At 64.9% G+C, this 25,188-nt stretch carries 21 protein-coding genes; 11 read left to right on the top strand and 10 right to left on the bottom strand.

Annotation, left to right across the window (positions count from 1 at the left end; translation table 11 throughout):
* The first annotated feature begins 440 nt into the window (after positions 1-440).
* From hsdR to G9Q80_RS06635, 3 genes are all read left to right on the top strand, one after another.
* The gene (hsdR, locus tag G9Q80_RS06625; RefSeq protein ID WP_088713948.1) at positions 441-2,762 is read left to right on the top strand and encodes an EcoAI/FtnUII family type I restriction enzme subunit R; all 2,322 of its coding nucleotides are present in this window, start codon (positions 441-443) and stop codon (positions 2,760-2,762) included.
* 499 nt (positions 2,763-3,261) lie between these two features.
* Positions 3,262-5,013: a hypothetical protein gene (locus tag G9Q80_RS06630; RefSeq protein ID WP_088713947.1), complete on the top strand. Its 1,752-nt coding sequence runs from the start codon at positions 3,262-3,264 to the stop codon at positions 5,011-5,013.
* 5 nt (positions 5,014-5,018) lie between these two features.
* Positions 5,019-6,014, top strand: coding sequence for an SUMF1/EgtB/PvdO family nonheme iron enzyme (locus tag G9Q80_RS06635; RefSeq protein ID WP_088713946.1), 996 nt, complete (start codon positions 5,019-5,021; stop codon positions 6,012-6,014).
* Positions 6,015-6,205: 191 nt separating this feature from the next.
* Here the strand turns inward: G9Q80_RS06635 and G9Q80_RS06640 are convergent, their stop codons facing one another.
* The gene (locus tag G9Q80_RS06640; RefSeq protein WP_052244754.1) at positions 6,206-7,726 is read right to left on the bottom strand and encodes a hypothetical protein; all 1,521 of its coding nucleotides are present in this window, start codon (positions 7,724-7,726) and stop codon (positions 6,206-6,208) included.
* A 173-nt stretch (positions 7,727-7,899) separates the two neighbouring features.
* On the opposite strand from G9Q80_RS06640, the gene G9Q80_RS06645 reads away from it, so the two are divergent.
* Both G9Q80_RS06645 and G9Q80_RS06650 read left to right on the top strand, forming a co-directional pair.
* Positions 7,900-8,037: a hypothetical protein gene (locus tag G9Q80_RS06645; RefSeq protein WP_157903766.1), complete on the top strand. Its 138-nt coding sequence runs from the start codon at positions 7,900-7,902 to the stop codon at positions 8,035-8,037.
* Positions 8,034-9,104, top strand: a complete 1,071-nt coding sequence (locus tag G9Q80_RS06650) for a tetratricopeptide repeat protein (protein WP_088713945.1) — start codon at positions 8,034-8,036, stop codon at positions 9,102-9,104. The genes G9Q80_RS06645 and G9Q80_RS06650 overlap by 4 nt, the downstream gene beginning before the upstream one ends.
* 78 nt (positions 9,105-9,182) lie before the next feature.
* Here G9Q80_RS06650 and G9Q80_RS06655 read toward each other — a convergent pair whose 3' ends face one another.
* The 7 genes from G9Q80_RS06655 to G9Q80_RS06685 all read right to left on the bottom strand — a co-directional run bounded on the left by G9Q80_RS06655 (position 9,183) and on the right by G9Q80_RS06685 (position 15,824).
* On the bottom strand, positions 9,183-10,364 hold the full coding sequence (locus G9Q80_RS06655) for a vWA domain-containing protein (RefSeq protein WP_088713944.1): 1,182 nt from the start codon (positions 10,362-10,364) through the stop codon (positions 9,183-9,185).
* A gap of 110 nt (positions 10,365-10,474) precedes the next feature.
* Positions 10,475-10,645: an apolipoprotein acyltransferase gene (locus tag G9Q80_RS06660; RefSeq protein ID WP_069211616.1), complete on the bottom strand. Its 171-nt coding sequence runs from the start codon at positions 10,643-10,645 to the stop codon at positions 10,475-10,477.
* Positions 10,642-12,030 (bottom strand): DUF2927 domain-containing protein, encoded by a 1,389-nt coding sequence (locus G9Q80_RS06665; RefSeq protein WP_088713943.1) that lies wholly within the window; start codon positions 12,028-12,030, stop codon positions 10,642-10,644. The genes G9Q80_RS06660 and G9Q80_RS06665 overlap by 4 nt, the downstream gene beginning before the upstream one ends.
* Entirely contained in the window at positions 12,030-12,461 is a 432-nt protein-coding gene (locus G9Q80_RS06670; protein ID WP_500862228.1) for a GNAT family N-acetyltransferase, read from the bottom strand. The genes G9Q80_RS06665 and G9Q80_RS06670 overlap by 1 nt, the downstream gene beginning before the upstream one ends.
* A gap of 291 nt (positions 12,462-12,752) precedes the next feature.
* The gene (locus G9Q80_RS06675; protein ID WP_088713941.1) at positions 12,753-13,655 is read right to left on the bottom strand and encodes an AEC family transporter; all 903 of its coding nucleotides are present in this window, start codon (positions 13,653-13,655) and stop codon (positions 12,753-12,755) included.
* A gap of 78 nt (positions 13,656-13,733) precedes the next feature.
* Positions 13,734-14,885 carry a cytochrome-c peroxidase gene (locus G9Q80_RS06680; RefSeq protein WP_088713940.1) on the bottom strand — a complete coding sequence of 384 codons (1,152 nt, stop codon included), beginning with the start codon at positions 14,883-14,885 and terminating at the stop codon, positions 13,734-13,736.
* A 99-nt stretch (positions 14,886-14,984) separates the two neighbouring features.
* Positions 14,985-15,824, bottom strand: a complete 840-nt coding sequence (locus tag G9Q80_RS06685; protein WP_088713939.1) for an AAA family ATPase — start codon at positions 15,822-15,824, stop codon at positions 14,985-14,987.
* A gap of 438 nt (positions 15,825-16,262) precedes the next feature.
* On the opposite strand from G9Q80_RS06685, the gene dksA reads away from it, so the two are divergent.
* The 4 genes from dksA to G9Q80_RS06705 all read left to right on the top strand — a co-directional run bounded on the left by dksA (position 16,263) and on the right by G9Q80_RS06705 (position 19,972).
* Complete coding sequence (gene dksA / locus G9Q80_RS06690; RefSeq protein WP_043145369.1) at positions 16,263-16,685, top strand: RNA polymerase-binding protein DksA; 423 nt, start codon at positions 16,263-16,265, stop codon at positions 16,683-16,685.
* Between the two features lie 75 nt (positions 16,686-16,760).
* Entirely contained in the window at positions 16,761-17,933 is a 1,173-nt protein-coding gene (locus G9Q80_RS06695) for an FAD-dependent monooxygenase (protein ID WP_088713938.1), read from the top strand.
* Between the two features lie 75 nt (positions 17,934-18,008).
* Positions 18,009-18,983 carry an XdhC family protein gene (locus G9Q80_RS06700; RefSeq protein ID WP_043145246.1) on the top strand — a complete coding sequence of 325 codons (975 nt, stop codon included), beginning with the start codon at positions 18,009-18,011 and terminating at the stop codon, positions 18,981-18,983.
* Positions 18,980-19,972 (top strand): molybdopterin-binding protein, encoded by a 993-nt coding sequence (locus G9Q80_RS06705; RefSeq protein WP_088713937.1) that lies wholly within the window; start codon positions 18,980-18,982, stop codon positions 19,970-19,972. The genes G9Q80_RS06700 and G9Q80_RS06705 overlap by 4 nt, the downstream gene beginning before the upstream one ends.
* 3 nt (positions 19,973-19,975) lie before the next feature.
* Here G9Q80_RS06705 and G9Q80_RS06710 read toward each other — a convergent pair whose 3' ends face one another.
* Positions 19,976-20,572 carry an SAM-dependent methyltransferase gene (locus G9Q80_RS06710; protein WP_069211622.1) on the bottom strand — a complete coding sequence of 199 codons (597 nt, stop codon included), beginning with the start codon at positions 20,570-20,572 and terminating at the stop codon, positions 19,976-19,978.
* A gap of 93 nt (positions 20,573-20,665) precedes the next feature.
* Positions 20,666-21,265 carry a translation initiation factor IF-3 gene (gene infC, locus G9Q80_RS06715; RefSeq protein ID WP_074620908.1) on the bottom strand — a complete coding sequence of 200 codons (600 nt, stop codon included), beginning with the start codon at positions 21,263-21,265 and terminating at the stop codon, positions 20,666-20,668.
* Positions 21,266-21,402: 137 nt separating this feature from the next.
* Here infC and G9Q80_RS06720 point away from each other — a divergent pair, with 137 nt between their 5' ends.
* Both G9Q80_RS06720 and G9Q80_RS06725 read left to right on the top strand, forming a co-directional pair.
* Entirely contained in the window at positions 21,403-22,440 is a 1,038-nt protein-coding gene (locus tag G9Q80_RS06720) for a hypothetical protein (RefSeq protein ID WP_133066354.1), read from the top strand.
* A 239-nt stretch (positions 22,441-22,679) separates the two neighbouring features.
* The gene (locus G9Q80_RS06725) at positions 22,680-24,965 is read left to right on the top strand and encodes an arginine/lysine/ornithine decarboxylase (protein ID WP_043145241.1); all 2,286 of its coding nucleotides are present in this window, start codon (positions 22,680-22,682) and stop codon (positions 24,963-24,965) included.
* Positions 24,966-25,188: the final 223 nt, after the last annotated feature.

Below are 25,188 nucleotides of genomic sequence, written 5' to 3' on the forward strand. Positions count from 1 at the left end.
CGACAATCACCTCATTGAGAAACTCCGCTGAGTGCTCCATGGAGAAAATCCCTGCAAATCTACACAACGCTGGGACTCGCAGATCACGCGCTCACAGGGAAGGTGGGGGCAGAGCACCGCTTACGCTGCACTGAAACGGCGGGCGCAGCTTTTGGCTGAGCTAGAGCAGATAGTCGGAAGCCAGTGCTACAACGGCAATATCCAGAATTGGGGACCCGGCGGCGCGTATGAAGGCCAAGGCCGGAGCTTTCGCTATCCTTTGACTCTGCGAAATGCGAACGGCGAAGAGATCAAGAGCCGGAACCCATTGCGGGCTGAGTTCTCGCCTGAGGAATTGTCTACAGGCCACTACAAGTTCGGGGCCAACAAGCTTCACATCATCCGAGGGCTGGATGAGGTCCTCCGTTTCCTGGAGGAGAATAAGGGCTTGAAGGTCTAGGATGAGCCTACAAGACGAGACCGAAGCCGACACCCGCGCCGAGCGCATTGACCCGGCGCTCAGGGACGCCGGTTGGGGAGTGGTGCCGGATTCGAAGATCAAGCGCGAGGTCATCTGTCCGGGCCGCATCCAGAGCGGTGGCAAGCGCGGCAAGGGCCTCTCTTGCGACTACGTGCTGATCTACAAGGACCAGAAGCTCGCCACATTGGAAGCCAAGAAGGCGGGCCACAGCCACCGTGACGGGGTCGGACAGGCTAAGGACTACGCTGACCGCCTTGGCACGCGCTTTGCCTTTGCCTCCAACGGGCTGAAGTGGCACCAGACCGACATGGCCACCGGGATTGAGGACGACGACCTCTCGTTGCCGTTCCCTTCGCCCGAGGATTTGTGGTCTCGCACCTTCTCGGACCATCTTGAGTGGCGTGGCCGCTTCGGCGAGGTGGAGTTTGAGACCGATGGCGGCAAGTGGGAACCGCGCTACTACCAGCACCGGGCCGTCACAGCCGCTCTGGAGGCCGTAGCGCGGCGACAGAGCCGCATCCTACTGACGCTGGCCACCGGCACAGGCAAGACGTCCATCGCCTTCCAGATTGCTTGGAAGCTGTTCCAGTCGAGCTGGAACCTGAGCTACGAACCACAGCGCCGCCCGCGCATCCTGTTCCTGGCCGACCGCAACATCCTGGCCGATCAGGCCTACAACGCCTTCTCCGCCTTCCCCTCGGACGCCGTGGCCCGGATCGACCCGAAGACCCTCCGCCGCAAGGGTGGGGTGCCCAGGAACGCCAGCCTCTTCTTCACCATTTTCCAGACCTTCATGACGGGAGACGAGCCGGTCTTCTACGACTATCCGCCCGACTTCTTCGACTTCATCGTGATCGACGAGTGCCACCGGGGCGGGGCAAAGGACGAGAGTTCGTGGAGGCGCATCCTAGAGTACTTCGAGCCTGCGGTGCAGTTGGGCCTGACCGCAACGCCCAAGCGCAAGCACAACGCGGATACCTACGGCTACTTTGGTGAGCCGGTCTACACCTATGCCCTGCGCGACGGGATCGACGACGGCTACCTGACGCCGTTCAAGGTCCGCCAGATGGCCAGCACTATCGACGAGTACGTCTACGATCCCGAGGATGACGTCCTTGCGGGAGAGGTCGAGGAGGGGAAGACCTACACCGAAGACGACTTCAACAACCGCATCATCATCGAAGAGCGCGAGTTGAGCCGGGTGAAGGAGTTCATGAGCCAGATGGACCAGCGACAGAAGACCCTCGTGTTCTGCGCTACGCAGGACCACGCAGCTCTTATCCGGGACCTGATCAACAAGGTGAAGGACAGCAGCGACCCCAACTACTGCCATCGCGTGACAGCCAAGGACGCCGCCGTAGGGGAGCAATGGCTGCGCACCTTTCAGGATAACGACAAGACCATCCCGACGGTCCTGACGACCTCGCACAAGCTCTCCACGGGGGTCGATTCACGGAATGTCCGCCACATCGTCTTGATGCGCCCGATCCGGTCCATGATCGAGTTCAAGCAGATCATCGGTCGGGGGACGCGGGTCTACGACGGCAAGGACTACTTCACGATCTGGGACTTCGTGAAGGCGCACGAGAACTTCAACGATCCCGATTGGGACGGGGAACCAGAGGAGCCGCCAGAGCCGCCACGCGGGCCTCTCCAGCCGCTTCCTCCCGACCCGTCACCAGAGACACCAGAGGACGAGGAAGGGCCTGTGCAGCCTCCTGAGAGGCTTGTGGTCAAGCTGGCTGACGGGAAGGCCCGCAAGATCAAATACGTCGCCGCGACCTCTTACTGGGGACCTGACGGCAAGCCGATCTCTGCAACCGAGTTCCTGCAGCGGCTGTTCGGAGACTTGTCGGGCATGGTGACGGACGAGGACCATCTTCGCGCTCTGTGGAGTGACCCGGACAAGCGCCAGCGCTTTATCGACCAACTTGACGAGGTCGGCTATGGGCGTGACCGTCTGGACGATATCCGCGCCTTGGTCGATGCACCGCACAGTGACCTCTTTGACGTCTTGTCCTACGTGTTGTTCACGCTCCCGCCTCTGACCAGATCAGAGCGGGTAACCAAGCTGGAAGGGTCTGGTTTCGATCAAGCCTATGCTGACGAGATGCGCGAATTGCTACGAGGCATACTCGGCGCCTACGTGTCCAATGGTGAAGACGAGCTGGCTTCAGACAGCTTGGGCCGATTCCTACGGAGCCGCTATGGCAGCGTGTCGGAAGGAAAAGCCAAGCTCGGTGACCTCTCCGAAATCCGAAGGGCCTTCACTGACTTGCAGGCGGAGCTGTATCGGTCCTAGCGCTTGATCGCATTCAGGCTTGTTCTGTTTAGCCGTCCTTCAGAGAATTCTCCTTTCGGCAGCGCTCTTGTGGTCCGCATACTGCTGGGGCATGGTGCTGGTACATAGTGGCAAGACCTCGGCTTTGAGGGTTGCGCAATTTCAATGCGTTACGGTTTTGGTGCGGGAGTTCGAGTCTCTCATCACCCACCATTTCCCGCAGGATGCACGGCATTGGCCCCGGATCGGGCCGGGGTGTTTTCCAACGGCGGACAATGTCGCCGTCCCGGTTGGATTGGACGCCGCCCGGGTGCCCCCTGTGGCGGCTGTGCATAACATCCTCGCGAGCTGTTCCGCGAGGGTTGCTTTCACACACTCAAAATTGTCATTTGTAACTTTGACTGTCCGCGTCCGCCCGGCGCTGCCGGATGACTGTCCAGCCAGGCGGGGTACGGAGAAAATTGTTCATTTCCTTTGAAGGCGGCAGGCCGCTTTCCCGGGACAACGCGAGAGGATAATCGTGCGACCCAAGAGCTTTATCAGCGCCACCGCGGTGGCGGCCATTTCCGCCGCCACCCTGCACACCACGCCCGCACTGGCAGAGGCAGGCGGTGTGCTGGATCCGCAGACGCGCGCGCTTCAGATGCAGCAGTACAATGAGGATCGCACCAAGAGCATTCTCGAACTGCAACCCTTCCGCACCACCCAGACCGCCCAGGGGGCCGACGGCACCAGCTATGAGCTGGTCTCGCTGAACCCGGGCATCAACTCCTGGTATGTTCTGACCGTCAGCTCCGAGGGATTCTGGTCCAGCACGCGGCAGTTCCACCTGGAACTGGCCGATCCGGAACATTCGGTCATGGCGCTGGCGGGCGGGGCCGAGCCCGAACTGGTCATCACCGGCGAGGCGACCGAGTACCGCTGCGCCCCCTGGTCGGGCCGCAGCCCCGAGCTGGACGAGGCCCAGTATCGCGGGCTGCCTTTCGCGCCGATCTGCGAGGAACGCGTGTTCCTGCGCAACCAGGTGCGCGGCAACTCCACCAACCGCGAGGCAGTGGCGGAATTCCTGCGCGACAACGTCGTCTTCGGCGAAAGCATCGTGAACATGATCAAGGGCTCCTTCTACGAGGATGCCTTCATGAACTCCGGCCCCGTGGTCGAGGGCGCGGATGCGGGCGAAACGGTCAAGGCGCTTGGCAAGGCCAAGCTGGACAATGCGCCGGTCTTCCGTGCCAGCTTCAACTTCGATCTCGAAGGCGCCGAGGGCGGCCGTGTCGAGGCGGGCAGCTGGTACGCCATCAAGGATGTGCCCGGTGTCTATGCCAGCGCGATGAAGCCCGGCATGATCTCGCGCGAGATCCTCAGCCGCCCGGGAGAGACGCATGGGCTGGACGGTGTAGAGCGCGGCGCCGACGTCTACATGATGGCCTTCGATCTGGAACAGTTCGAACTGGGCTACGAGCTGGGCACCGAACACCCCCGCCTGGGCTGGTCGCCCCGGCCTTCGGGGGCAGGGCGCAACTATCGTACACCCGGTCCCGACGGCATCGACGACTCCACGCCGCTGGTGCGCTCGGGCATGCTGTCCCCGGCCAAGACCGACCGCGTGGTGGGCACCTTCGCCGCCGGGTTCAAGCGCAGCCACGGCGCCTGGCGCCTGACGGAAAAGGCCTATACCAACTACGGCCATCACTATGGGTTCATCAGTGAAGGCGTGGTCTTCTCCAAGCTGCAGCCGGACCTTGTGACCATTCTCGTCATGGATGATGGCACCATCGACATGCGCAAATGGACGCGCGAGGATGAAAAACTCCTGCCGCGGATCCGCTTTGCCCGCCAGAACGGCGTGCCCCTGGTCGAACCGGACCCCGCCACCGGCGAGGGGGTGCCCGGCAGCCAGGTGCGCAGCTGGATGGGCGGCAACTGGTCCGGCGACGCGGACGCCAAGCTGCGCACCCTGCGCGGCGGCGCCTGCATGAAGACCGCCGCCGGGCGCAAGTTCCTGATCTATGCCTATTTCTCGACCGCGACGCCGTCCGCGATGGCGCGGACATTCCAGGCCTATGGCTGCGACTACGCGATGCTTCTGGACATGAACTCGCAGGAACACACCTATGCCGCCGTCTACACCCAGGAGGACGGTGCCGTGGTCCCGCATCACCTGGTCAGCGGAATGGCCTCGATCGACGACCGCCGCCGCGACGGCACGCCGATTCCGCGGTTCGTGGGCTTCGCGGACAACCGTGACTTCATCTACCTGTTGAGGAAGTGAGCGACATGACGACAAGGCGCAAGGTGATCGGAGCGGCCCTGGGGGTCGTGCTGGCGGGGCTGATCGGCGCATCCGAAGGCGCCGCCCAGACCCTGCAACAGAACAACGAGGCGATGTTTCGCCAGATGCAGGCGGCGCGGGGCGTCACCAATGCCGAGATCCAGCGCATCCGCCAGATCTTTGCCGGCTCGCGCTGGATCGGGCAGGGCAACCCTGCGGTGACGCGTCATCCGCTGACTCCGGAACAGGCGCAGGCGCGCTTGCCCGCCCCGGCGCTGGAGTTCTACCGCAACAAGCGGTTCGAGAAGATCTGCGGCGAGAAGTACATGGCGCCGCTCTACGATCCGGCGACGCAACAGCCAGAGGATGCCAAGGTCTGCGCCGACATGTTCGAATGGCCGAACGTGCCGCTGGCCTACCCGGTGACTTGGGTGCGTGCCCGCGAAGCGGCGGAACTGTGCTGGGCCGAGGGAAAACGCATCGGCGACGCGCATGAATGGGAAGGCGCCTCGCACGGGGCGCTGACCCCGCCGGACTATTTCTTTGGCATGAGCGTGCAGGCCGCCCGCGCGGCCCATAACCGCAAGTACCAGTCCAGCGCCCGCTACAGCATCGGCCCGACCTGGAAAAGCGGCGTCTGCGCGACTGGCAGCTTCAAGTCCGGCGGTTGCAATGGCGGCAGCTTTACCGGCTGCGGGTCCAACACCTATCCGGCGGGCAGCTTCCCGAACTGCAAGAGCCCACTTGGCGTCTACGACATCGACGGCAACGCGGCCGAGCACATGAACCTGCCGCTGGCAGCCGACCAGATGGCCAGCCGCGGCAGCCGCAAGCTGGGCGTGACCGAGATGAAGGGCAGCTGGTTCATCTGGGACACGGTACGCGCCCATACCCATTGGAGCCGTTGGCGCGCGCCTTACTGGCATGGCTCACGCGTGCTGGCGCAGGGCAGCCACCATAACTACCACCTCGGATTCCGCTGCTTCAAGGACGTGAACTGACGCTTCCGTACACCGAAACAAGAAACGCCGCCCGGCCCATCGCCCGGCGGCGTTTCTTCATGTCCGGTGCGGCCCGATACGCCCCTATCGAGTTTCTTCTTGGCAAAAATACCCCGGGGGTGAATTGGCCGAAGGCCAAGAGGGGGCAGCGCCCCCTCTTTATTGGTTCACGTCCGCGAACGGGCCGGGTCTCAGTTGGCGCTTGCGACCTGCAGCTGCGCGGCGCGGATCGGGCCTTCGTCGCTGATCAGCGATGCGTAGTCCGGGTCTGCCATCAGGTCGGCCAGGCGCACGGGGCGTCCGTTCAGATAGGCGGTCTGGCTGATCAGGCGAACACCGTGGCTGTAGTCGGCGTAGGTGGCGCCGTGCACGGTGCTCAGCGGCTGGATCGCCTTGCCGTTGGTCCGGTGCCAGCCATAGATCGCCACGCGGCCACGGTTGCTGCTCAGCCGATTGGTCAGCACCAGGTCCTTCTTGTGGCCCGAGGTCAGGTGGCCGGCGACGGAGGCTCCGCGCAACTGGCCTTCGACGGTGCGGTTGTGGCGCACGAGATAGTCGGTCGAGGACATCTGCGGACCCGGGGTCATCGGCTTCGGTGCCACGCGGGTGTCGGCGGCGCGGTAGATCTGGTCCACCATGCGGCGCGTCGGCAGCATCATGTCAAAGCGCCCGGCGATCTGCATCGCGGCGGGCAGGCCCATCGGCACGCGCACGAAATCGCGGTCACTGCCGACGGCCAGGTAATCGGGCGTCGCGCAGAATGTGATCCGGATCGGCGAGCCGTCGCGGGCGCGGCCCGAGACTTCGACAGGCACCAGGTCCTGGAGGAACGAGGGCATGTTTCCGGCAAGAATTTCACGCGCGACAAGGCGGTCGCGCTCGGTGCCGCTGGTGCGCATCAGGCCGGCCATGACCGCGTCGCCGCCTTTCGCCGAACCACGGCGGTTCGGCATGGCGCGGGTCAGGCGGGTGTTGCAGGTCGCGCCGGACACCGGGCGTTCGATGGCGCGCGGCAGGGCGGCCAGCGTGGCGGTCGGCGCCTCTGCTTCGGGTGTGCGGTCGATGCTGGGTTCGGGCAGTTTCAAACCCTCCGGACGCAGTTTCGGACGCAGCGACACCGCAACCTGGATGGTCTCGGGGACCTCGGGAATGTCCAGTTCGGGGCGGGCGCGGGGGCGGATCGTCCCCAGTGTCGCGATCTGCGGCACCAAGGAAGACTTCAGCACTTCCTTGTCCGGCTCCGGGGTGACGTCGCGCGGCAAGGAGGCCAGCGCCAGCGGTGCACTGTCCAGTTCCGGTGTCGGCAGGCCGTCGGCGCGCGGCGCGGCAAGCCCGCCGGGAGCGCTGCGCGCGATGTCCGGCGCGGCGGAATGGTCGCGCCCGACAGGCAGCTGGTGCGGCGGGTGCCAGGTCTGTGCGCGTGGCAAACGGTGGACCACCTCGCTCAGGGCCGCGTGCCGGGGCTCGGCGGCCGGGGCAGGCGCGACCGTCGGGGCCAGCTTGCTCACCATGACCGGTGTCGCGGGTGCCGCTGTCGGGCCCTGATCGTCGGGCATCATGACAAGAACGGTCACGGCCGCAGCCGCGTTCAGGGCTGCAAAGCCCAGTGCGGCGGCAACGAGGCCGGGACGGCGTGCGGCGGAATCAAGTCTGGATAACCAGCCCTTGTGTTCGGCGGCGATTTCAAGATCGGAGGAGTGTGCCTGCATCATGACGCTGCCTCCTAGTCGCGAAGCGTTAAGCGAACAATGACGATGCGCACGGCATGGCCCGCCTTGGGCGGGAACTCGCCAACCCGGCCCGCAACCATCCTGTGGCTGCAAGGCCGCAAAGCGGATCATGCACCGATGTGTCCGTTGATAGGGTTTGATCTCATCCAATTGGAATGAAAGAGTATCTCTGGATTTTAGTCAAACTGCTTCGGCAGCAGGTGGCGGATTTCCGCGAGGACTTGCATCTGGGCAACAGCCCGCAGGTCATTTGCGAAAATAACGTCGAAAAGTTGAAAGGAACGCGCGGATGATCCGTTCGACACGAGACCTTACCAAAGTGATTCTTGCTGCGGCGCTGATGCCGCTGGCTGCTCCGGCGCAGGCTGCCGGTGCGGAAGATGCGGCCCGGCTGTGCCGCGAACTGGCGGGTCCGGCCACGGCCGAGGCGCCGGTCAGCAAGCAGGCGGTCAGCGATTACTTCCGCGCGCTGCGTTCCGCCCGCGCTGCCTGCGAACGGGCGGTCATCGGGGCCAACCCGGATCCAGAGGCGCTGTTCCAGGTGGCCGTTCTGATGCAAGCCGATGGTGAACATGCCCTGGCGCTGGAAACCTTCGAACTGGCTGCAGAGGCCGGGGTGGCAGCCGCGCGCACCAAGTTGGGTGATTATTTCAACTTCGGCACCGGCGACGTGTCCGAGGATCTGGACCGGGCCATCGCCGAATATCGCGCGGCTGCGGATGCCGGCGATCTACCGGCAAAGGCCACTCTTGGCATGATGAGCGGGCTGGGGCGCGGAACCTCGCGCGACTTCCGCCAGATGGTCGGCCTGCTGCAGGAGGCCGCGGATGGGGGCTATCACTTTGCCCAGCTGCGTCTCGCCTCGATCTACATGAACCCGCGCAGCCTGCCGCGCGGCCTGGCCGAGGAACTGGGCCTGCCCGACGTGGTCAAGGCGGCCGAAATGCTCGAACTGGCCTCGAAACAGGGCAACGAGGATGCGGCGCGGGCCCTGTCTCAGCTTTACTCCGAGGATGGCCCGGTCACTGATCCGGCACAGCGTGCGGCGCTGATCCGGCGGTCGGCCCAGGGTGGCGACCCGGCGGCGATCAACGCGCTGGGGTTCCTCTATGAACGCGGCGAGGGGGTGGACTACGACCCCGAACAGGCGGCTTCGCTCTATGTCCAGGCGCTGGAGTCGGGCCAGGTTTCGGTCAACGAGATCCGGGGCCGGGTGGATGGCCGCGCCGTCGCCTGGGACCGGGACACGGCACTGGCTTTCCAGCGGATCCTGCAGGAACGCGGGCTTTATGACGGTGCGCTGGATGCCAAGGTCGGCCCGGGGACGCTGCGTGCGGCGCGGGGGCTGGCAACCCGGTGACCCGGGCATATCCGGGGCCGTCTGCCAGATTGGCAGGAGGTCCCGGGTCACGCCCGGGACGGGCCCATTCGTGGGACGTCAGCCCAGCAGGCGCACGCCCCGGTCGATCCCTTCCAGCGTCATCGGCACCATGCGGTCTTCGAATATCTCGCGGATCATGGTGATCGACTGCGTGTATTGCCAGTGCTTCTCGGGCACCGGGTTGATCCAGAGGTGATCGTGCCACTGGTCACGCGCCCGTTGCAGCCAGACCTGTCCGGCCTCGGCGTTCCAATGTTCATTGGCGCCGCCGGGATAGGCAATCTCATAGGGTGACATCGAGGCATCGCCGACAAAGATGCACTTGTAGTCCGGCCCGTAGGTGTTCAGCACCTCCCATGTGGGGGTCTGCCCATCCCAGCGCCGGGAATTGTCGCGCCAGACACCTTCGTACAGGCAGTTGTGGAAATAGTAGTGTTCGAGGTGCTTGAACTCGGACCGCGCGGCAGAGAACAGCTCTTCGACCACCTTGATGAACGGATCCATCGAGCCGCCCACGTCGAGAAACAGCAGCACCTTGACCGCGTTGTGCCGTTCCGGCCGGGTGACCACGTCAAGATAGCCGTGTTCGGCGGTCGCGCGGATGGTGCCGTTGAGGTCCAGTTCTTCCTCGGCGCCCTGCCGCACCCAACGGCGCAGGCGTTTGAGCGCGACCTTGATATTGCGCGTGCCCAGCTCGACCGAGTCGTCGAGGTTGCGGAACTCCCGCTTGTCCCAGACCTTGACCGCCCGCTGGTGGCGGCTTTCGTCCTGTCCGATACGCACGCCTTCGGGATTGTAGCCATAGGCGCCGAAGGGTGAGGTGCCGGCCGTGCCGATCCACTTGTTGCCGCCCTGGTGGCGGCCCTGCTGTTCCTTCAGGCGCTCCTTGAGCGTCTCCATCAGCTTGTCGAAGCCGCCAAGCGCCTCAATCTGCGCGCGCTCTTCCTCGGTCAGGTGCTTTTCGGCCTGCTTTTTCAGCCAGTCGGCGGGCAGGTTGACCGCCTCAAAGACTTCTTCTGCGCTGATCTGGTCCAGCCCCTTGAAGGCGGTTGCGAAGGCGCGGTCGAACCGGTCGAGATGCCGTTCGTCCTTGACCATCGCGCTGCGCGCCAGAAAGTAGAAGGCTTCGACGTCATAGGTGGCGAGGCCCGCGCGCAATCCTTCGAGAAAGGTCAGGTATTCGCGCAGCGTGACCGGCACGCCGGATTTCCGGAGGGTTTCGAAGAAGGGTACGAACATGGCGCGACGCTATCCCGATTTGCCGGGCATGGAAATGGGGTACGGGACGGCAGTTCGGCTGTCCGCGTTGGCCGTCATCCTGGCGATTGCCCGCGAATTTCCGGCGTTCCTCAGCCCAGCAGGGTCTTTTCCAGCGCGATCGTCACGACCAGCCCCAACAGGGCGAAGGCGATGGCATAGATCACCGCGTATTGGGCAATATCGGCCCAGTTGCCCTTGCGCCGTTTGGCGGTCGTCCCGCCGATGATGGCGCCCAGAAGCGCCCCGAGGATCACGATCATAGCGTCCCTTGTCCCTGCCTCGCGGGATTGAGCGATCCGATCTCGCGCAGTTTCGCGCGCACCGCCCAATCAGAGCCGAACCCGTAGCGTGCCCAGCCGAGCGAGTCCACCCGGACGCTGCGGCCCTCGGCAACGCGGCCCGAGAGTTCCAGTGCCTCGGCCCGCAGCATCAGGAGCGTCGCCAGAAGGGCCGCGTTCTCATGCCGGGCGGCGGTGTCCAGGTGCGGACCGATGAGGGCCAGAGCATGTTCCGAATTGCCCGAGGCGATGGCATAGGCCCCCAGTTGCGAGGCGACATAGGCGCGATGGAGCGCGGTGTCCGGGCGGCGGCCAAAATAGCGTTGTGCCAGGACGAACTGATCCTGCGCCGCCTGCGGGTCGGTGGCCTGCAGCAGCCGGCCCATCGCGTAATGCGAAAAGGCGCGGCGATGATCCGTCCAGCCCATTGCCGAGGCAACCTGTAGCGCCTCGATGGCGGCGGTGCGCCGCTGTGCCGGGTTGGCGCCGGGGCCAAGGGCCGTCTGAACCGCGTCGATCCAGACCCGGGGCGTTTTTGCCAGCCGCTGCGGGACGATGCCCTGGCCGCGCGGGTTCACGCGGGCCAGGATCGCGGGCAGACGGTCGGCAACCTGTCGCCGCGTCATGCCGGTGCGCAGCGCCGGGTCATAGTAGACACGCAGTATCATCATGTCGTAGCCGGTCAGGACCGTGTGGACGTTGTCGTCGTTGAACACGCTGTCGGGCAGGCGATAGAGATCGTTCAGAGGGCCGATGGCCTGGGCCAGCTCCTCGTGCAGGCAGTCGCGGACTTCCTGCGGCGAGGCGTCGTTGGGCAGGAAGATCGCCAGCCGTTCACGCTGTGTCAGCGAGGACCAGCTGACAGACCGGGATCGCCGCTTGCTGCGGTATTCCGCCAGGGACGAGACGTTGGGAACCACGAAACAGGCGGCCTGGGGCAGGGCGGCGCGGATGTCGGCCCGGCTGACGGCCTGGACGGTGATATTGGCCTGGGGGTCGCCGCTGAGCGCGATGTCGATCCCGGCCTCTTTGCGCAGCCGGTGCAGCAGTCGGCGCAGGTCCGGCGCCAGCGAGGCGGGTGGCGCACCGGTGACGCGGACGGTGATCGGCGTGTCGAAACGGGTAAAGCTCTGCAGCGGGCGGCCCGATTCCAGCGTGAAGGCCAGGTCGAGGAAATCCCGCGCCACGTCCTGGTTCGAGGCCACGGGCGCTTGTGGGCGCGGTGCGGCAAAGCTCTTCATCGGGGGCAGGCCGCTGGTTCCGTCGACCGCGGCCGCGCGGGTGGCCGCGGTGTCGGTCGGCGTGGCCGGCATGCAGGCGCCCAGCAGCAGGTAGAGCGGGAGCATCAGGCGACGGGACCTGCGCATCACATCCTCTGGTACTTGATGAAGGGCGTCAGCGTGCCGATCCGGTCGTAAAGCTGGCGGGCCGTGGTGTTGAAGTCCTGCGTTAACCAATAGACGGTGGCGGCGCCATGGGCATCTGCCTTGTCATAGACGCCCTGGATCAAGGCGCGACCGATGCCCTGTCCGCGCACATCGGGAACTGCGTAGAGATCCTGCAGGTAGCAGACCTCCTCGATCTTCCAGGCGTGGCGGTGGAACAGGTATTGCGTCAGGCCGACCAGCCTGCCGTCAAGTTCGGCGACAAGGGCGTTGAAGTCGCGCGGATCATCGCCCAGAAGGCGTGCGAAGGTGGACGCATAGACCGGTTCGGGAACGGAGCTTTCGTAGAAGGCCAGGTAGGCCGTCCAGAGCTCACGCCACGCCGGTTCGTCCGCGGCGGCCAGGGGGCGCACCGTGAGAGCCGTATTTGGGGACACTTTTGAAGCCTGCCTGCTTTGTGTTCCGTGTGGATGCTCTAAGACATCCTTGGATTTTCTGTCCTCTGTGGGATCACTATAGGGCAAAACCTTGGTTTCTGCCCAGCACTAAGCCCGCCTGTGGATAATTTTTTCCCGATTTCGGGAAGGCGGTTCGGAAATCGTTAATTTTATGGAGTTTCGCTGGATCAGGTGAGTCCGAATTGCCACTGTGGATGCCTGTTGATAACCCTGCCGCCAGGTCAAACGTGGCGGTTTCTGGGCACTTCAGGCCAGCCAGGCCAGCGAAAACAGCGACAGGACACTGGTCCAGATGATGACCGGCGCGATGGCATCCGTGCGCACGCCGTACAGCAGCGCCAGCGCAAAGGCCATTGCCCCCGACGGTCCGGCGGCGGTCAGCGTGAAAAGCGTCTGCCAGGCCTCGGGCGGGGCCACGGCCCAGAGGGCACCCGCGACCAGTGCCGGGAAGGCCAGCAGTTTCAGGGCGGACACAGTGGCCACCAATGGTGTCGGTGTCAGCGCGTGGCCTGACAGGATCACCCCGAGGGCGAATAGGGTCAGCGGCGCGGCCCCGGCCCCGGCAAAGCCCATCGCGGTCAGGATCGGCTCTGCCACCGGCAGGCCGGTGACATTGACCACCATGCCAAGCGCGATGGCGATCAGCACCGGGTTCGACGCGATGCGCCGCAGGGCCGGACCGGGTCCGGCACCGCGATTGGCCATCAGGTCCGTCGTGACGATGAAGAAGGCAAAGCTGACCGCCGCGTCCCAGGCCACGATGGCGGTGACGGGCAGGGCCGCTGCCTCGCCGTAGATCAGAAAGCTGATCGGCCAGATATACAGCAGCGTGTTGACGAAGATCGTGGCCATCGCCAGCAGCCAGGATTCCAGCAGCTCGCGCCGGAACAGCAGGCGGCAGACCGCGAAGGTCAGACCGAACAGCGCCACCTGAGAGGCGGCATACCCGGCCAGCGCGCCAACCCGGAAGGATGACCAGTCCAGCGCCGAGATCAGAGGAAAGATCAGCGCGGGTTGCAGGATGAGAAAGGCGATCCGGTTGATCGCGCCCGCCTCACCCTTGCTGACCTTGTCGAGGCGGCCCAACAGGAACCCCAGGGCCAGCATCGAGAAGACCGGCAGGATGTCATGGGTCAGAATGAGAAGCATGGGGCCGTCCGTCTGTGTTCCCCGCGACAGAGCATGCCGGGCCGCCGGGCGCAAGCTGCCGCCGGGGCAGGGCTCGGGTCAGTCCCTGGACAGAAGATGCTCGTACCTGGCGTCGGTCAGCGTCTTCAGGAACGCCACCAGTGCGTCGATGCGTTCATCGTCCAGCGCGGGCCCGTGGGTCAGCTCCTCCTGCGCCAGCGTACCCGGGACAGGCGGCGGGCCAAAGGGCGCGCCGGTTTCCGGGTTGATCTGTCGCGCGGCGGATTTGCTGTTGTAGCGGTTGTAGAACAGGATCACCGTCCGCAGGTCCTGGAACACACCGTTGTGCATGTAAGGGCCGGTCACGGCGACGTTGCGCAGGGTGGGGGTGCGGAACTTGCCACGTTCGCCCGGGTCCGTCACCGCCGGGTTGTCCAGCAGGCCGTTGTCGACCTGGTCCGGCAGAATGCCGTTCAAGCCCCGCAACGGGCCGTTCTGCGGCACTCCGATGTTGTGATAGCGGTAATCGGTAAAGGTCTCGCGCGGGTCCATCTGGCCGCGTCCGACCTGGTGGCAGAGGTTGCAGTTGGTGAATTGCTGCGAAAAGAACAGCAAGCGCCCAAGTTCCTCCTGTTTCGTCAGCTCAGCGTCGCCGCGCAGGAACCGGTCGTATTTGGAATCGAAGGGCGCAAAGACCTCGGTTTCCTCGAAGGCGGCGATGGCCTGCGTCATGGCGGCATAGGCGCTGTCCGCCTCGTCCCAGACCTCCGCGCCGAAGAGGGACGGAAAGGTGGCCTCGTACACCGGGTCTTCGCGCAGGCGGGCCATGACAGCCGCCTTGTCGGTCATGCCCATCTCGATGGGGTTCAGCGGCGGGCCGCCGGCCTGGTCCGCAAGCGTCGCGGCGCGCCCGTCCAGGAATTGCCCGCCTGTCCAGCGCCCTTCGGCATCGCGGTGAAAGGCGGGTGAGAGAGCGGCATAGGTGGCGGTGGGGGCGTTCCGGTCCCCGAGCGACAGACCGTCGTCGCCGGGTGAGGCCATGCCGCGTGGGTCGGCGAACCCATAGGCGGGGTCATGGCAACTGGCACAGGATTGTGTCCGGTTGGCCGAGAGGTTCACGTCATGAAACAACAGCGCGCCCAAATCTGCCTTCGTCCGGGGCACGTCGGGCGCGTCACCGGAAACCACGGCGGCAAGGGTCGTGACGCCCAGGGTCAGGGCGGCAAGAACGGACAGGCGAAAGGCGGACATGACGACTCCTTTGGGCTTGGGTCGTCGCATACGCCGAAAATGGACCTGAGTAAATTGATCGGGATCAAGCCCCGGCGGTTTGGCCGGGGCGGGATCGCCTCAGCGTTGGCGCCGCGCCATGAAGGCCAGCCGTTCGAACAGATGCACGTCCTGTTCGTTCTTGAGCAGCGCGCCGTGCAGGCGGGGCAGGGCGCTGGCGCCGTCGCGTTTCAGGTCTTCGGCGTCCAGATCCTCGGCCAAGAGCAGCTTGAGCCAGTCCAGCACCTCGGAGGTCGAAGGTTTTTTCTTCAGGCCCGGCTGTTCGCGCAGCTCGTAGAACTGGGTCAGCGCGGTGGTCAGCAGCGCGGGCTTGATGCCCGGATGATGGACCTCGACGATCTTGCGCAGGGTCTCGGTGTCGGGGAACTTGATGTAGTGGAAAAAGCAGCGGCGCAGAAAGGCGTCGGGCAGTTCTTTTTCGTTGTTCGAGGTGATGATGACGATGGGGCGCTGTTTTGCGCGGATCGTCTCGCCGGTCTCGTAAACGTGGAACTCCATCTTGTCGAGTTCCTGCAGCAGGTCGTTGGGGAACTCGATGTCGGCCTTGTCGATCTCGTCGATCAGCAGGACGACCTTGCCCTCGGCCTCGAAGGCCTGCCACAGCTTGCCCTTGCGGATATAGTTGGCCACGTCGTTCACGCGTTCGTCGCCCAGCTGGCTGTCGCGCAGCCGGCTGACGGCATCGTATTCGTACAGTCCCTGCTGCGCCTTGGTGGTGGATTTCACCGCCCATTCCAGCATCGGCAGACCCAGGGCCTTGGAGACCTGGCGCGCCAGTTCGGTCTTGCCGGTGCCGGGTTCCCCCTTGACCAGCAGGGGGCGTTCCAGTGTCACCGCGGCGTTCACCGCCATCGTCAGATCGTCGGTAGAGACGTATTCCTCGGTGCCTTCGAAACGCATGGCGCGACCTTCTTGCTGTAACCTGTCGCCAGAGGGGTAGTGCGGTGCGGGCGCCTTTGCAAGTGCAGCACCCGTGCCCGACCGTGGCGTCACAGCGTGTCTTCACGTGCGGGTCAAGGCATCGGCACCCGGCGGCCGGAAGGGCCTGCGCCATCCTGTCGCTTTTCGACTTTTGAAAGCGCGGCGGAGGCGAAAACCGGGCCCGGAAACAGGTGCCGATGTTGGAACCCCGGGCCGGAAATCCAGTCCCGAGAATGGCTTGGCCGGGGCATCCCGCGCTTGCCACAAAGTTACCCAGGGGCAGCCGCAAATCGGCCGAGGAAAGACGCTAATGTGACGTGACAACGGTCGCGGCTTGCTTTAATGCCTGCCCGCAGGGGTGCCAGATATCTGAGGAATTTCAACATGGCGGATATTGGCGTTGATGAGGGAGCGGATATGAAGCCTGAGACCTTTCTGCCCGATGATTACCGTCCGGCCGAAGACGAACCGTTCATGAACGAGCGGCAAACAGAGTACTTTCGCCGCAAGCTCCTGGCCTGGAAGGCCGAGCTTCTGTCCGACAGCCGCGACACCATCGAAGCGCTGCAGGAAGGCACGCGGAACATCCCTGATGTGACCGACCGTGCCAGCGAAGAAACCGACCGCGCAATCGAATTGCGCACGCGCGACCGTCAGCGGAAACTGGTCAGCAAGATCGACCAGGCGCTGCGCCGTATCGACGAGGGCGAATATGGTTACTGCGAAGTGACCGGCGAGCCGATCAGCCTGAAACGGCTGGATGCACGTCCGATCGCCACCATGAGCCTCGAGGCGCAGGAACGCCACGAGCGCCGCGAGAAGGTGCATCGCGACGACTGAGCCGCGACCACATGGACACGACATGGTAAACGCCGGGGCCTTGCCTCGGCGTTTTTCCTTTGCCAATGGAAGCACATGGAACTGACGGGCCGCGACATCACCATCATCGGCGCCGGGATCGGCGGGCTGACCGCGGCGCTTGCACTGCGGGCGCGGGGCGCCGAGGTGCGCATCCTGGAACAGGCCGACGCGATCCGCGAGGTTGGCGCCGGCATCCAGGTCAGTCCCAACGGGTTGCGGGTGATCGAGGCGCTGGGTCTGGGCGAGGGGTTTCGCGCCATCTCGGTCGTCGGGCGCGCCGTCTCGCTGCGCGAGGCTCGGGGGCGCGAGGTGCTGAGGCTGGATCTGACCCGGCTGCCGGCCGAGCAAAGCTATCGCTTCGTGCACCGCGCGGACCTCGTGGATCTTCTGGCCGGGCAGGCGCGCGCGGCAGGCATCCGTGTGCGCCTGCTGCAAAAGGTGCGCGAGGTCATGCCGGGCACGCCGCCGCGGGTCGCGCTTTGCAATGGCGATGCCACCGGCGCAGAACTTGTGATCGGCGCGGATGGATTGCATTCGGTGCTGCGCCCGGTCCTGAACGGGCAGGCAGACCCGTTCTTTACCGGGCAGGTGGCCTGGCGCGCGGTGGTGCCCAACACGGTCGGCCATCCGCCAGAGGCGAGGGTCCACATGGGGCCGGGGCGGCACATGGTCAGCTATCCGTTGCGCGGAGGCGACCAGGTGAATGTCGTCGCGGTCGAAGAGCGGCGTGGCTGGGTCGAGGAAAGCTGGAGCCATCAGGATGCGGGCGACAACCTGCGCGCGGCTTTCGCGGGCTTTGGCGGGATGGTGCCGGGCCTGTTGGCCGGGGCGGACCAGCCTGGCCTGTGGGGGCTGTTCCGGCACCCGGTGGCGCGGGTCTGGCATGGCGCGGGTGTGGTCCTGCTGGGGGATGCGGCCCATCCCACCCTGCCTTTCCTTGCCCAGGGGGCCAACATGGCGATGGAAGATGCCTGGGTTCTGGCCGATGCTCTGTCAGAGGCGCCCGACATGGCCTCGGCGCTGGCCAGTTACCAGCACCGACGCCGCGACCGGGTGGTTCGGGTGATCGAGGCGGCCAATGGCAACGCCTGGAAATACCACCTGCGCAACCCGCTGGTGCGCGGCGTGGCGCATCTGGGTCTGGGCGTCGTGGGCCGGTTGGCACCGGGCCGGATGCTGCACCAGTTCGACTGGCTTTACGGGCACGACGTGACGCGCGGCGCCTGATCCGTCCGACCATTGAAGGGGGGGACACCGGCCCCCTACATGATAGACATGGCCCGTCACAGGGGAGAGGCATTCATGGACAGGGTAGACGCGATTCCCGAACAGGCATTGGCCTGGCACCGTGCAGGCGATGGCGCCGTACTGGCCACCGTGGTCGAAACATGGGGCTCTGCCCCACGGCGCGTCGGCAGCCAACTGGCGATTTCCGGATCGGGCATGATCGAAGGTTCGGTCTCGGGCGGCTGCGTCGAGGGCGCGGTGATCGTCGAGGCGCTGGAGGCGCTGGAGGCGGGTGAGCTGCGCGAGCTGGAGTTCGGGGTCTCCGACGACGACGCCTTTGCCGTCGGCCTGGCCTGCGGCGGCACAATCCGCGTGCTGGTGGAACCCGTGGGGGACGTCCTGCCGGAACTGCTGCTCGAGGACCTGGTCAAGGCCCGTGCCGCGCGCGAGCCCGTCGCCTACGTGGTCGACCTGGATCGCAGCGACCGCTGGCTGGACCGACAGGGTTTTGCCGATCGATTCCGCATGGACCGCTCCGGGTTCGAGCCGGACAGCCGCGTCTTTGTCGGCATCCACAACCCGCCGCTGCGGCTGATCGTGGTGGGCGCGGTGCATATCGCCCAGGCCCTGCTGCCGATGGCGCGCATCGCGGGCTATGATCCGTCGGTGATCGACCCGCGCGAAACCTTTGCCTCGCCCGAGCGGTTTCCGGATACGCGCCTGTTGCACGACTGGCCGGACGAGGCGGTCGAGACTCTGGGGCTGGACACGCGCACCGCGCTGGTGCTGTTGACCCATGATCCGAAGCTGGACGATCCGGCGCTGGAAAAGGCGCTGCGCTCTGGCTGTTTCTACATCGGGGCGCTGGGATCGACCCGCACCCATGCCAAGCGGGTGACACGGCTGACAGAGGCAGGGTTCACCGAGGCTGAGATCGCGCGCATCCATGCGCCCATCGGGCTGGACATCGGCGCCGCCGGTCCGTCGGAAATCGCCGTCTCGATCATCGCGCAGATGACTCAGGTGTTGCGCCGCGGGGATCTGCGATGAAATTCGGCGCCGTTCCGTTGGACGAGGCCGAGGGCGCCGTGCTGGCGCATAGCGTCGCCCTGGACAAGGGGCGCCTGCGCAAGGGGCGGGTGCTGACGCCCGAGGACCTGGACAAGTTGCGCGGTGCGGGGCTGGACGAGGTCATCGCGGCGCGGCTGGAACCCGGCGACATCGGCGAGGACGCCGCCGCTGCGCGCCTGGCGCAGGCGCTTGTCCCCGACTCGGCGCGCGCGGGGCTGAAGATCGGCCAGGCGGCGACCGGGCGGGTGAACCTGCACGCCGAGGCGCCCGGCGTCGTCGAGGTGCTGGCGGGCCGCATCCACGCGCTGAACGCCCTGCACCCGATGATCACCGTGGCGACGGTGCCGGAATGGCAACGCGTTGCCGCAGGCGGCATGGTGGCGACGGTCAAGATCATCTCTTACGCGGTGCCCGAGGCCGCGCTGGAGGCGGCGTGCCTGGCGGGGCAGGCAGGGCTGCGCCTGCGGCCCGTGGTCTGCAAGACCGCGCAGCTGATCCAGACGACGGTCGACGGGTCGGAAACCGGTGACAAGGGGCAGAAGGTCACGCAGGATCGGCTGGATCGGCTGGAGGTTCAAATCGGTCCGCAACAGGTGGTGCCGCACCGCGTCGGCCCGCTGGCAGATGCGATCGCGGCCACCGATGCGGATGCGGTTCTGATCCTGACGGGCTCTGCCACCTCTGACCTGCACGACGTGGCGCCGGAGGCGGTGCGACGGGCCGGCGGCTCTGTCACGCATTTCGGGATGCCGGTCGACCCCGGAAACCTGCTGTTCTACGGCGAACAGGCCGGGCGCCCGGTGATCGGCCTGCCGGGGTGCGCCCGTGCTCCGGCGCTGAACGGCGCCGACTGGGTGCTGGAACGGCTGTTGTGCGGCGTTCCCGTCACCCCGCAGGACATCGCGGGCATGGGCGTTGGCGGCCTGCTGAAGGAGATCCCGGCGCGCGGACGTCTGCGCGAGGCCTGAGGATCAGCGCGGCGCATCCCCGATCAGGTCGATCAGGGCCGAACGGCCCTTGTGGCCCGCGCCCTCGTCCAGGTCCTGTTCGTATTCCGCAAGACGCAACAGGGTCAGGTCCGGGAAGGCCGCGCGCAGCATCTCTGCGGTATACATGTTGTCGGGGTTTCCCGGCCCCCCGGTGCCATAGTCCACCTGCTTCGGCGTGTAGCCATGCAGCATCAGGCGCCCACCCGGAGCCAGCGCACGGCGCAGCCCGGCAAAGACAGGGGCGCGTTCCTCGGGCGACAGGAACTGGAAGAAGACCGCCACAACCAGGTCATAGGTCCGGCTCCAGTCCCAGTCCTCGATCGTCGAGACGTTGAAATCCGGGGCCACGCCTGCCTTCTTCGCCAGCTTCTCGGCCTTGGCGATGGCATTGGGCGACAGGTCGAAGGCCGTGACATCGCAGCCCTGCTGCGCCAGCCAGACCGAATTGCGGCCTTCGCCATCGGCGATGCACAGCGTACGGGCGCCCGGTGGAATCAGCCCGGCATGTGCGGTCAGAAAGCCCGAGGGCGCGGTGCCAAAGACATACTCCTCGGTTGCGAAACGATTGTCCCAGCTCATGCGCGTTCTCCTTGGGCAGATACGAAAAGCCCGCCTTGGCGGCGGGCTCATGTGCGGATAATGCGCCTTTTCAGGCGATCATGTGCCGGACCCTCACTTGGCTGAGGGGCCGATCATCATGACCATCTGGCGGCCTTCCATCTTCGGCATGTTCTCGACCTTGCCGATTTCCTTGACGTCTTCCGCCACGCGTTCCAGCAGTTCGCGGCCAAGGTTCTGGTGCGCCATTTCGCGTCCGCGGAACCGCAGGGTGACCTTCACCTTGTCGCCGTTCTCGAGGAACTTGAAGACGTTGCGCATCTTGACCTCGTAGTCGTGGGTGTCGGTGTTCGGGCGGAACTTGACCTCCTTGACCTCGATGATCTTCTGTTTCTTGCGCGCTTCGGATTCCCGCTTCTGCTGTTCGTACTTGAACTTGCCGTAGTCCATGATCTTGCAGACCGGCGGCGTCGCGTTGGGCGAGATTTCCACGAGGTCGAGCCCGGCTTGTTCAGCCAGGTCCATCGCACGGGCAGGGGTGACGACACCGACGTTTTCGCCTTCGGCGCCAATGAGCCGGATTTCAGGGGCCCGGATACGGTCGTTGACTCGGGGGCCTGTGTCGCGCGTGGGCGGCGCGTTATGTGGTCTGCGGGCTATCGGAATGCTCCATTTGCGGTTTTCATCAGGGTGGCAAGGTAAACTTGGGCGCATAGGCTTTCAAGCGGCAATTCCACGCCTGTGCGCCACTTGCAAACGGATTCCCCTTGAAGCTGGCCGGGGGGCAGCGCACACCGCTCTCCAGGAACCCTGCGCACCGGCGCGCGGGGCGGAACGTGATGGAGGTTCCCATGAGAAACCTGATCTTCGTCCTGGTCGCGGTTGCAGCGGGCGTGGGTGGTTACCTGTGGTACGCAGACCAGCAGGCCAAGGAAGAAGCGGCACGCGCTGCGGCCGAGGCGGCCCGGGCGGCCGAACTGGCGGCAGCGGAAGCGGCTGAAAAGGCCGAAGAGGCGGCCAAGGACGCGGCAGAGGATGCCGTGGACGTGGCCAAGGACGCGGCGGACGCAACCGTCGACACCGCCAAGGACGTGGCAGATACCGCCAAGGACGCGGCGGATGCCACGCTGGACGCGGCCAAGGACGCCGCCGACAAGACCGTGGATGCCGCCGAAACCGCGCTGGCGGATGCCGCCAAGGATGTGGCAGAGGGCAAGGCCAAGCTGGGCGATGCCCTGGCCGGTGCCGCGGACAAGACGCTGGATGCTGCCAAGGACGCGGCGGATGCGACCGTTGACGTGGCCAAGGATGCGGCTGACGTGACCGTGGACGCCGCCAAGGATGCCGCCGACGCGACGATGGACGTGGCCAAGGACGCCGGTGACGTGGTCGATACGGCCCTGGCGGACGCGGATGCGCCCGAGGCCGTCGATCCCGCGCCCGCTGCAGAGCCTGCCGAAACTGCCGAGCCGGCCGCAGATCCTGCCGCCGAACCCGTCGAGACGGCTGACCCGGCTTCGGAACCGGTGCTGGAGCCGTCGGAAACAGCCGATCCGGTGGTCGAACCCGTCGATACAGCCGAGCCGGCCGCAGAACCCGCAGCGGATCCGGCCGCAGAGCCCGTCGAGTCGGCGGAACCCGCCGATGCCGCGCCCGCGGCCGATCCGGCCGCAGAGCCTGTCGAAACCGCCGATGCGCCGTCGATCCAGGAACTGCTGACCGTCGATGGTTTCGACTATGACAAGGTGGTCGACTACATCGACAACTCCGAGCTGGGCGAGCTGAAGAAGGTCAGCGCCAAGGCCGCGGTAGAGGCTGTCCGGGACAACCCCGAGATCACCCAAACCGCGCTGGACCAGATCAAGGTTCTGCTGGGTCTCGACGAGTAAGGTCCGTATCCCCCGAAATGTAGAAGGGCCGCCCGATGGGGCGGCCCTTTTGGTTTGGTGCGCAACTGTCTGCAGACATCCTGGGCATCGGCATTCGATGTCGCGTAAATGCGCCGCGAAAGCGGCCCTTCGGCTGGTGGATCTTGGATGGCCGTTCCGCGTGGTCTATCGTGGCCCGGACGTCGTTGCCGAGGCTTCGAGAACAATCGGGCGTCCAGGATCGCATCAAGGATAGACAGATGAAGTTTCGCTTTCCCATCGTCATCATCGACGAGGATTTCCGGTCCGAAAACACTTCGGGCTTTGGAATTCGTGCTCTTGCCGAGGCGCTCGAGAACGAGGGGTTCGAGGTTCTGGGCGCCACGAGTTACGGCGACCTGTCACAGTTCGCACAACAGCAGAGCCGGGCGTCGGCTTTCGTCCTGTCGATCGACGACGAAGAATTCAGCCCCGGCCCAGACCTCGACCCGGCCGTTCTGAACCTGCGAAACTTCATCGAGGAGGTCCGCGCAAAGAACGAAGACGTGCCGATCTATATCTACGGTGAGACGAAGACATCACGGCACTTGCCGAATGACGTCCTGCGCGAACTGCACGGCTTCATCCACGCCTTTGAGGATACACCCGAATTCGTCGCCCGTCACATCATCCGTGAAGCGAAGAACTATCTCGAATATATCCAGCCCCCCTTCTTCAAGGCACTTCTCGATTACGCCGAAGACGGGTCGTACTCATGGCATTGCCCGGGGCATTCCGGCGGGGTCGCCTTCCTGAAATCGCCCGTGGGGCAGATGTACCACCAGTTCTACGGTGAAAACATGCTGCGCGCCGACGTCTGCAACTCGGTCGAGGAGCTGGGGCAACTGCTGGACCACAACGGCGCCATCGGGGCGTCGGAAAGGAATGCGGCGCGGATCTTCAACGCCGACCATTGCTTTTTCGTGACCAACGGCACCTCGACTTCGAACAAGATGGTCTGGCACCACAGCGTCGCCCGGGACGACGTCGTGCTGGTGGACCGCAATTGCCACAAGTCGGTCCTGCACGCGATCATCATGACCGGAGCGATCCCGATCTTCCTCAAGCCGACGCGCAATCATTGGGGCATCATCGGTCCCATTCAGAGATCCGAGTTCGAGCCGGAGGCGATCCGGGCAAAGATCCGGGCTAACCCGCTGTTGGAGGGGCTCGATGCCGATACGGTAAAGCCCCGCATCCTGACGCTGACGCAATCGACCTATGACGGTGTTCTCTACAATACCGAAGTGGTGAAGGACCTGCTCGACGGGTATGTCGAAACGCTTCACTTCGACGAGGCCTGGCTGCCCCATGCCGCCTTCCACCCGTTCTATGGTACCTACCACGCGATGGGCCGCCAGAGGCCGCGCACGAAGCATTCCGTGACCTACGCCACCCAGTCGGTTCACAAGCTTCTGGCCGGCATCAGCCAGGCGAGCCATATCCTCGTGCAGGATTCCGAGGAAACGAAGCTCGACCGCCACCTTTTCAACGAATCCTACCTCATGCACACGTCGACTAGTCCGCAATATTCGATCATCGCGAGCTGCGATGTCGCGGCGGCCATGATGGAGCCCCCGGGTGGAACGGCGCTGGTCGAAGAAAGCCTGCTGGAGGCGCTCGATTTCCGGCGTGCCATGCGCAAGGTCGACGCAGAATATGGCAATGACTGGTGGTTCCAGGTCTGGGGGCCGGACGAACTGGCAGAGGACGGGATCGGCCGGGCAAAGGATTGGGAGCTGAAGAAGACCGACAGCGATGCGGTCGAAAGCTCGGGCGAAGACGCCTGGCACGGCTTTGGCGACATGGCCCGCAACTTCAACATGCTGGACCCGATCAAGGCGACGATCATAACGCCCGGGCTCAACATAGATGGTCGGTTCGAGGACACAGGCATCCCGGCCTCGATTGTCTCGAAGTACCTTGCCGAACATGGGGTCGTGGTCGAAAAGACCGGTCTTTACAGCTTCTTCATCATGTTCACCATCGGCATCACGAAGGGCAGGTGGAACACGCTTCTCGCCGCGCTTCAGCAATGCAAGGACGACTATGACCGGAACCAGCCGCTCTGGCGTGTCATGCCGGAGTTCTGTGCCAAGCAGTCGCGGTACGAACACATGGGGCTCAAGGACCTGTCCCAGCATGTGCATGAACTCTATGCGAAATATGACGTGGCCCGGCTGACAACCCAGATCTATACCAGCGATCATCATCCGGCCATGTCACCATCAGAAGCCTTTTCCCACATTGCGCGCAGGAAGACCGAGCGGGTCGGGATCGACGAGCTCGAAGGTCGTGTGACCACGAGCCTCGTCACCCCATATCCGCCCGGTATCCCGCTTCTCGTTCCCGGCGAGATCTTCAGCACGGAGATCGTGGACTATCTCCGCTTCAATCGTGAGTTTTCACGCGAGTGCCCTGGCTTCGAGACTGACATCCACGGCCTCTTGCAGGAAACGGACAAGAACGGCGAGGTCAGGTACTTCGCCGACTGCGTCGCAGAGTGAACAGAAAATCGGCGCGCCGGGGGGCGTTCTTGTGCGACAGGCGGCGGCTTGCGGCAATCTCGTCGTGCTGTTCCTGCGTGTCGCAGGCCCCCTCTGCGGTCATGGAGCCGTTTCGGACCGGGGGGAATTGGTCAACTATCCCGCCACGGATGCCGCTGCCGGGCGCGCTGTCGTCTCAATGAGACCTTCAAGGCACTCGTTCGTCGTCTTGTGCCTCTCTATC

It is taken from the genome of Mameliella sp. LZ-28 (genome assembly GCF_012274245.1).
In the GTDB taxonomy this organism is placed as follows: domain Bacteria; phylum Pseudomonadota; class Alphaproteobacteria; order Rhodobacterales; family Rhodobacteraceae; genus Antarctobacter; species Antarctobacter albus.

Coding starts and splice junctions, on each gene's coding strand:
- G9Q80_RS06725 (WP_043145241.1), top strand. CDS start 22,680: ATGAAGTTTCGCTTTCCCATCGTCATCATCGACGAGGATTTCCGGTCC.
- hsdR (WP_088713948.1), top strand. CDS start 441: ATGAGCCTACAAGACGAGACCGAAGCCGACACCCGCGCCGAGCGCATT.
- G9Q80_RS06645 (WP_157903766.1), top strand. CDS start 7,900: ATGAAAGAGTATCTCTGGATTTTAGTCAAACTGCTTCGGCAGCAGGTG.
- G9Q80_RS06680 (WP_088713940.1), bottom strand. CDS start 14,885: ATGTCCGCCTTTCGCCTGTCCGTTCTTGCCGCCCTGACCCTGGGCGTC.
- infC (WP_074620908.1), bottom strand. CDS start 21,265: ATGCGCCCAAGTTTACCTTGCCACCCTGATGAAAACCGCAAATGGAGC.
- G9Q80_RS06710 (WP_069211622.1), bottom strand. CDS start 20,572: ATGAGCTGGGACAATCGTTTCGCAACCGAGGAGTATGTCTTTGGCACC.
- G9Q80_RS06695 (WP_088713938.1), top strand. CDS start 16,761: ATGGAACTGACGGGCCGCGACATCACCATCATCGGCGCCGGGATCGGC.
- G9Q80_RS06705 (WP_088713937.1), top strand. CDS start 18,980: ATGAAATTCGGCGCCGTTCCGTTGGACGAGGCCGAGGGCGCCGTGCTG.
- G9Q80_RS06640 (WP_052244754.1), bottom strand. CDS start 7,726: ATGATGCAGGCACACTCCTCCGATCTTGAAATCGCCGCCGAACACAAG.
- G9Q80_RS06700 (WP_043145246.1), top strand. CDS start 18,009: ATGGACAGGGTAGACGCGATTCCCGAACAGGCATTGGCCTGGCACCGT.
- G9Q80_RS06665 (WP_088713943.1), bottom strand. CDS start 12,030: ATGCGCAGGTCCCGTCGCCTGATGCTCCCGCTCTACCTGCTGCTGGGC.
- G9Q80_RS06655 (WP_088713944.1), bottom strand. CDS start 10,364: ATGTTCGTACCCTTCTTCGAAACCCTCCGGAAATCCGGCGTGCCGGTC.
- G9Q80_RS06635 (WP_088713946.1), top strand. CDS start 5,019: ATGACGACAAGGCGCAAGGTGATCGGAGCGGCCCTGGGGGTCGTGCTG.
- dksA (WP_043145369.1), top strand. CDS start 16,263: ATGAAGCCTGAGACCTTTCTGCCCGATGATTACCGTCCGGCCGAAGAC.
- G9Q80_RS06685 (WP_088713939.1), bottom strand. CDS start 15,824: ATGCGTTTCGAAGGCACCGAGGAATACGTCTCTACCGACGATCTGACG.
- G9Q80_RS06720 (WP_133066354.1), top strand. CDS start 21,403: ATGAGAAACCTGATCTTCGTCCTGGTCGCGGTTGCAGCGGGCGTGGGT.
- G9Q80_RS06660 (WP_069211616.1), bottom strand. CDS start 10,645: ATGATCGTGATCCTCGGGGCGCTTCTGGGCGCCATCATCGGCGGGACG.
- G9Q80_RS06675 (WP_088713941.1), bottom strand. CDS start 13,655: ATGCTTCTCATTCTGACCCATGACATCCTGCCGGTCTTCTCGATGCTG.
- G9Q80_RS06650 (WP_088713945.1), top strand. CDS start 8,034: ATGATCCGTTCGACACGAGACCTTACCAAAGTGATTCTTGCTGCGGCG.